We start from the raw sequence: 6,827 nt of genomic DNA, 5'->3' as shown, positions 1-6,827 counted from the left end.
CGGCGTTTCGGCGGCAATCAACGCACTGGCATTCGGAATATAACCGGCAAAGAATCCTTGCAGAAACCGCAGGCCGATCAATTGCCAAATATTGGTCACAAACCCCATCAGACCAATGACGATTGCCATCCCCATGGACGATCGGAGCAGCATCAGTTTACGGCCTTTACGGTCCGCCAACTTGCCCCAAAGTGGGGAAACCAAAGCGATCACGAGAAAGGTCACGGCGTAGGTCATCCCACTGTAAATGGTCAGTTGACCCTTGGTGAACGAACCTAAGTCATCAACGTACAGCGACAGGAACGGCATGATTTCGCTGAAACCCATTCCCGCAATGAAGGTTCCCAGCCAAAGTACTGCTAAATTCCGTTGCCATTGTTCCATCTTCCGTGTCCCCACGACGTCATCGCCTCTCTTAAGTTTTAGATCCTTTAATTTTCACGATTGTCTACCGACAACTTAAATCCATCAGACGCAGTTACAGTTAGTTTAGCATATTTTCTCATGATAATCTCATAGAGCGCAAAATGGCCCAGATCCTGAATAAATCAGTCTCTGGGCCAATTAATGAACTTTTAAAGTTACCCGTGAACCCCAATGAATAGGGCCACCATCAGGATAAACAGAACCAGCGTCGTGATTGCCACATACAAATGGTCGCGCTCCTTATAGAAGGCGTAGATGGAAACAATCACCCGCAAGACGGGGGTCAAGATCAGACAGTAGACCCCTAACATCATGATAGCATAGGGCTTTAATTGCCAGGTGCCTTGTAGGATTAACCCCATCTGCCGCGGAACCACCGTTCCGGGATAACCGGACTGACCCGTAACTAGAAAGAGACCTAAGCCAATGGCCATCACAATTGCCGAAAAGATCACACCGACTTGGAGAATCCGACCAATGACCGATTCCACTTGTAACATTTCCTTGGAAGTTGCCGTTTGCTTATCTGCCATTAGAAATGCACCCCCAACCCTTTAAATAACATTTGCAGTCCAATATAGAGAATTACCGGAATGAAGACAATCCGAATCCACTTGGCTGGTAAGACCTGCATGATTCGTGACCCAATGACGGCACCACCTAGGATCCCTAATGCCATGGGTACCGCAATACTTGGCAAAATTGCCCCGTTAAAGAAGTAGACCGTTGCACTGGCCGCAGCCGTAACCCCCATCATTAGGTTCGATGTCGAACTCGATGGCTTCAAAGGCATCTTCATGAAGGTATCCATGGCCATCACTTTGAAGGCCCCCGAGCCGATGCCCAGGAGACCACTGGCCACCCCCGCACCGAACATCACGGAGAAGCCGGCCGGTATATTCTCGACTTGGTAATCGACGTCTTTCATCTCGGCCTTATCATAGTAGCTCCCGTTTAACTTCAGCTTAGCCGCAATCTTATCGGGTTCCACCCGTTGTAAGACCTCTTGACCACGCCGAAGCTTTCGCACCATGTTCCAACCAGAAAAGACCAGTAGACAACCAAATAGCAAATAAAGATACTTCGGATTCAGGACGCCGGTCAACAAGGCACCGACAATCGCCCCAATCGTGGTCGCAATCTCTAAAAACATCGCAACCCGTAAATTCAAAACGTTGTCACGTAGGTAGGCAATCGTGGCCCCAGAACTGGTGGCAATGACCGCAATGATACTAGCACCAATTGCGTATTTAATATTTAATCCCATCCCCAGCGTTAGAATCGGGGTGATAATCATACCGCCACCAATTCCTAGGATCGATCCCGCAATCCCAGCGAAGACCCCAACTCCTAGCATAAGCAAAGCTGTTTGCATCATAAGGCAACTTCCTCTCAATTCATTCTACGGGTAATTATGAGTCTTTACCGATCACCGTGCAAGCTAGTCAAATCATCATCTATCACGTTATTGAACATAAATCACAATGTTTAACGTTGGTACAACAAGGATGGCTTTCGCTAAGGTTTATCTATGTTCATCTATGAGCGACCGTCCGTCAGGAAGGACCACCACACCTGAATCCATTAAATGGTCCTCTAACCCCCGTCTAATGGGATAGACACCGATCAACTCACAAAGCCGCCTGCCATATCAAAAAAATATGGTAGACGGCTCTGATTTGTATTCAATGTATATTTAATCGTTCTCAATAACTGTCGATAAAGCGCTGCATCAGTGGACTCGGCGTTACGGCAGCTGGCCAAACCAACTGCAGGGTCGTTCGCCAGGGTTGATAACGAATCGGCCGAATGTTGGTGGCTAACCCACTGCCAGCCTCAGCGACCGACTGTGGCACAACCGCTACCCCCATATGATCCTCGGCCCACTGAACTGCTGTGCGCGCATCGTCACAGGTACAGGCGATAAAGGGATCAATTCCCTTTTGCGCAAAGGTGGTTTGGAAGAGTTGTGCAAACCGTCGGTAGATGATCAAGGGGACGTCCGCCAAATCTTCAACCCGAATAGTTGCCCCGGCAAAGTGGTCATACTTCTTCGGTACCACGGCGACCATAGACTCGGTCGTCAAGGCCTTGGTGACCAGTCCCGGTGCGGTAAATGGCGTCCGCACGATGGCAATGTCGATCAGATGCTTATCCAGTCGGTCAATCAAGCCATAGGTATTGTCCTCAAACAGTCGAATTTGAACCTTCGGATAGTGCCGGGTTAACGTTTGCAGTTTGCTATTCGGCGTGGCTCCCAGAGAAGAGGAGGCCACCCCCACGGATAAAACGCCTGCCAGGCCCTGGCCCAACGATCGAACCTGACTGTTTGCTCGTTCCCGTAGGTCCACTAGCTGTTGGGCGTAATCACGAAGTAATTTTCCCGCCGGCGTTAACGTGACGCCCTTAGGCGAGCGGCGAAAGAGTTGGACCCCCAGCTCGCTTTCCAATTGTTTCAGTTGGTGACTCAGCGGGGGTTGCGCTATGTGTAATTGTTGGGCGGCTGCCGTGATCTGGCCAGCATTCGCCACCGCTAGAAAATACTCTAATTGCCGAAAATTCACGACGGTCACCTCCTCAAGGTCATTATACCAAATACCTACGGCAAGTCTGGATCACCATTTAACGATCGCCGGTTCACGGTCTGTTTAGCCCGTTCCTTCGCCGGAATGCTTTCCTGCAATAGGTATTGGCGAATCAAGAGTACAATCTGCTTATTTTGGGGCAAATCCGAATGAGTTGTCTGATCCCCCGTAACGGTGATTTGCGTATAGTGGGCCACGTGGTTTTGGAAGACGTACTTCCCCTGATTAACACTATTGGCTGGCACCGTGCCATCGCTAGAATAGTTTTCTGTGCCAGCCACGGAATAAACCGTCAGCTTGGCCGGTAACTTCTCCCGGTATTTAACCAACTCATTTAGCATGTCGGTCCACTTGGTGGTGCTAGCGGACTCCATATTGTATGGCGTCGCGATCGTCATCAACCGATCAATATTTACCCGAGACGTTTGTGCAAAGTATTTTTCCAGGAACAGGGTCCAAATGAGTCCCCCGTTAGAATGCCCCAAGGCCGAAAAGTGATTAAAATGGTAAGTCTTGACCAGATCCTTGAAGGCAATGTTCAGCCAGGCAGCCTGCTTATTAATATTGCGATAACCATCCCGATTATTATCGAAAGCAATCACGATAAACGGTTGGTTATCCCCCTTACGAATCGACCCCGTATAGGAAAGCTGACCATTCTCGGCCACCTTAACCTTTAAGACGCTGTGGGTCACTTTAGTTTCCTTGCGTAACTCCGTAATTAAGTCATCAAACCGATTCTGACTGGCACTGGATCCGGGAATCAAGATCGTTGGGTCCAATGGGGTTCGATAGACGGTCTTATATTTGGCCACACGCCGATGCATCCAGGCCACACTGGGCACGAAGATCACAACAATCATCACAACGAGTAACAGCCAACGCCACCAATTACGCCGCATCGTGGTCACCTCCCTGATTATTCAGTAACCGCACGAATGGCAAGTACACCAAGACGGATAACACCAAACAAATCCCGCTCAGAACCAGGGCCCGCCAATCACCACCGGTCCCCAAATAAGCGATCAGTGGACCTGGTGTCGTTCGCGGCACGGGGTAAACGATCGGCGGAACCAATTTCCAGGTTAGCGCAAACCAAGCCACAACAATATTCACGGCTGGTGCCAGGACAAATGGAATTAATAAAATCGGATTGAATAGGATTGGCAGCCCCAGTAACGTCGGCTCGTTTAAATTAACCAGGTTCGGAAGAAAGGTTTGGTTCGCCACCCGTCGATAACTGGTTTGCCGTGAACCAATCCAGATAGCAATGAGCAAGGCCAGCGTCATCCCGGCGCCCCCAAAATTGGCGTAGGCATCACCCAGGGTATGTAAGGTAATCGGATTAGGCGCGCCCCAGCCGGATCCATGTTGTACGGCGTAAGCTAAATTCTGCAGGCTCGTTACAGAGCTATTGCCGGCCAATGAAACCGGCCCAATCAGTCCCAGCCACCACAAACTATTGTTCAACGCGGTAACGCCCAAAATCATCAAACCCCGATGGCCAGGATTCATGACCAGCGTGCTCAGGCCTTGATAAACCAACCCATTGAGACCGCCGGCCGAAATCCAGCTTAGGCCATAGCCCAGACCTGTGGTGATCAATAGGACCAGTACCAAGGGCCACGCCACCCGGCCGGTCCACGATAATTGCCACTTAGGATGGCGTAATTGAAGCTTACGTAGCATCTGCATCAACCGGCTCCCAGCCCAGCCAACGGTCAAGCCGACGACGATGGCCAGGAAAATCCCTTGTGGTCCCAGGTTGCCCTCGACGAATTGGGTTAGTTGGTCACCACCCCGATCGGTCTGGCCGAGTGCCTGGTAATTCACGTTCAGCGTCAGGAAGGCGAGCGCGCTCATGACCCCAATGGCCAAAGCATCACTCCGATACGTTCGCGCCAAATAGTGTCCAGTGGTGAAGGCTATCATGACGGCCACAACCCCATTGACGACCGTACTAACCGCCTGAAATAATTCCCGCCAAGTTTCCAGGCCGGGCAACCAGGTGCCCACGTGATAGATCTGAAAAAAGAAGCCACTATCCGCTAAGAAACTTTGCCCTACAAAGTCAATCAACGCCATGACTAAAATAAACGGGTAGGCGACCCGGAGTGCTTCCTTAATGGCGCGCATTGCTCGCCACTGGTTCATCCGTTGATTAAGGCGCCACAGCCCCTTCAATTGACGTTGTAATCCCATCGAATCACCCCTACTCTTTTTCTCTGATTAGTCTCTTTTTAGCCTGACCATCAAACGCGCCCGCTGGTTCTTAAATTCTGGATACTAGACCACCGACAACGGTTAGGGGCTCCGATCTATGGGGCCCGCTTTCAGCCGGAAGTGCGGCCTACAAGCCCCACCAACCATCACCACTAATCGTGCAACACCCTTGGCCAGAAAAAACCATCATTCCCTAGCAAATGCACTATTTTACTATGATTAACCAGCAAGTTAACAATGACTGACCCACCTTGAGGCTCACAGCTGTCGTGAAGGTCAAAATCTAGCTTGCGGACCACTCTTCATGGGCCACGGTAGGCGACCCAAATGGCTTTAAATATGACATATTACAATTTCATTATACGAGCTTCGAAAGTAGACGGGCCTTAAACGTCTTATAAGTTTCATTGTGACCACAAAACCAGACAAAAAGGGGGTGACCACGGTCACCCCCTTGAGCTAATTATAAATAAATGATTTACCAACTGAGCGAATCACTGGTTAGAACCTCTGGTTGGTGATTACCCATCAGATAAGCCCGGCCATTGGCCGCAAAGCTCAAGCCTTCAAATTCACGTCTAGAAGCAAAGTGCGTCCAATGAACGTCGGCGCTAGTCAAATGGCCGTTACCAGCTAATTTTGCCACGGGTAAGCTCGCAATCGAGTCATCCGAAACCAAGTACAACCGGCCGTTGTGGGGATTGAAAGCCAAGCTTTGGACCCGGGTCCCCGGACCGTGTGCCAGGACTTGCTTCGTCAACCGAAAGATCACGTGCCGCCGACCCACTCGTCCTTGATACAACCGGACCTCGTGATTATTCGGCCGCGTCCAGAAGTAGGCCCGGCCACTGCGGTCAAAGGCCAAGACATGACCACCAGGAACCGCGAAGCCTCCCGCCCTTAAGCGAAACCGAATCTTGTGCACCGGTAACAAGCTCTTAGGACTGATCTGTTGTAAATAACCGAATTGGTTCACGGGAACGCGTGGCGCTGATTCCCGGTCACACCACATGTAGAGGCTATGGGTTCGCCAGTCAAACGCTAGCGATTGACCGTGCCCAGTAACGAAAGCCGGACCAACCTTGATGGCCGTTCGAATGGCCCGCTCATGCGCAGAACTATCGGCTGCCGTGCTATAAACCCGCTGAACATCCACCGGGGTAGCCTGTAAGTTTTCCAACTTAGCCAGGTCAAATCGCACGATCCGTCCACGATTATGCCAAGCCGTTGGACAGTAAATCACGTACAGATACCGTCCGACAACCATCTCACTTTGCGGGTCACCCCACGCTTGATGATCATAGCCAGGAATGGGTAATAAATACTTCGTCGTGAAGGTGACCGGGGTTCCCCGATCGCTGACAATTTGATTAACGCCATTTAAGTTGGCCGCCGGGGCATACGTCTTGGGTACCGGAGTGAAATGCACTTGAGCATCGTCCAACGTCCGTAATGTCCCTGGGTTTGCCAGCGCGGCACTTGATTGGACAACGGTCGTCATTGCATGAGCCGTTGACCCACCGAACAAGCCCCCACTCAGCCCCAGGATTACAATACCTATTAAACCAATTCTCTTCATAACCCATCACCCCC

General features: G+C 50.8%; 7 protein-coding genes. All 7 read right to left on the bottom strand.

The features are described 5' to 3' along the window. On the bottom strand, positions 1–384 hold a 384-nt coding region (locus tag LSE01S_RS05835), incomplete at its 3' end, for an MFS transporter (protein WP_156470479.1). Positions 385–581: 197 nt separating this feature from the next. Further along, positions 582–959 (bottom strand): DUF1634 domain-containing protein, encoded by a 378-nt coding sequence (locus LSE01S_RS05830; RefSeq protein ID WP_061776694.1) that lies wholly within the window; start codon positions 957–959, stop codon positions 582–584. Beyond that, positions 959–1,804: a sulfite exporter TauE/SafE family protein gene (locus LSE01S_RS05825; protein WP_061776693.1), complete on the bottom strand. Its 846-nt coding sequence runs from the start codon at positions 1,802–1,804 to the stop codon at positions 959–961. Before LSE01S_RS05825 ends, LSE01S_RS05830 begins: the two co-directional genes overlap by 1 nt. A 328-nt stretch (positions 1,805–2,132) precedes the next feature. Continuing rightward, positions 2,133–2,990, bottom strand: a complete 858-nt coding sequence (locus LSE01S_RS05820; RefSeq protein ID WP_061776692.1) for a LysR family transcriptional regulator — start codon at positions 2,988–2,990, stop codon at positions 2,133–2,135. Positions 2,991–3,025: 35 nt separating this feature from the next. Beyond that, positions 3,026–3,913: an alpha/beta hydrolase gene (locus LSE01S_RS05815; RefSeq protein WP_061776691.1), complete on the bottom strand. Its 888-nt coding sequence runs from the start codon at positions 3,911–3,913 to the stop codon at positions 3,026–3,028. Next, on the bottom strand, positions 3,903–5,213 hold the full coding sequence (locus LSE01S_RS05810; RefSeq protein ID WP_061776690.1) for a PTS transporter subunit EIIC: 1,311 nt from the start codon (positions 5,211–5,213) through the stop codon (positions 3,903–3,905). The genes LSE01S_RS05815 and LSE01S_RS05810 overlap by 11 nt, the downstream gene beginning before the upstream one ends. Before the next feature lie 499 nt (positions 5,214–5,712). Further along, positions 5,713–6,813: a hypothetical protein gene (locus LSE01S_RS05805; RefSeq protein ID WP_061776689.1), complete on the bottom strand. Its 1,101-nt coding sequence runs from the start codon at positions 6,811–6,813 to the stop codon at positions 5,713–5,715. Between the last annotated feature and the right edge of the window lie 14 nt (positions 6,814–6,827).

The sequence above is a fragment of the Levilactobacillus senmaizukei DSM 21775 = NBRC 103853 genome (genome assembly GCF_001592085.1).
GTDB lineage: Bacteria > Bacillota > Bacilli > Lactobacillales > Lactobacillaceae > Levilactobacillus > Levilactobacillus senmaizukei.
Note: the sequence above shows the minus strand (reverse complement) of the source record. Positions and strands in the feature narration are given on the sequence as shown.

Coding starts and splice junctions, on each gene's coding strand:
- LSE01S_RS05825 (WP_061776693.1), bottom strand. CDS start 1,804: ATGATGCAAACAGCTTTGCTTATGCTAGGAGTTGGGGTCTTCGCTGGG.
- LSE01S_RS05810 (WP_061776690.1), bottom strand. CDS start 5,213: ATGGGATTACAACGTCAATTGAAGGGGCTGTGGCGCCTTAATCAACGG.
- LSE01S_RS05830 (WP_061776694.1), bottom strand. CDS start 959: ATGGCAGATAAGCAAACGGCAACTTCCAAGGAAATGTTACAAGTGGAA.
- LSE01S_RS05815 (WP_061776691.1), bottom strand. CDS start 3,913: ATGCGGCGTAATTGGTGGCGTTGGCTGTTACTCGTTGTGATGATTGTT.
- LSE01S_RS05805 (WP_061776689.1), bottom strand. CDS start 6,813: ATGAAGAGAATTGGTTTAATAGGTATTGTAATCCTGGGGCTGAGTGGG.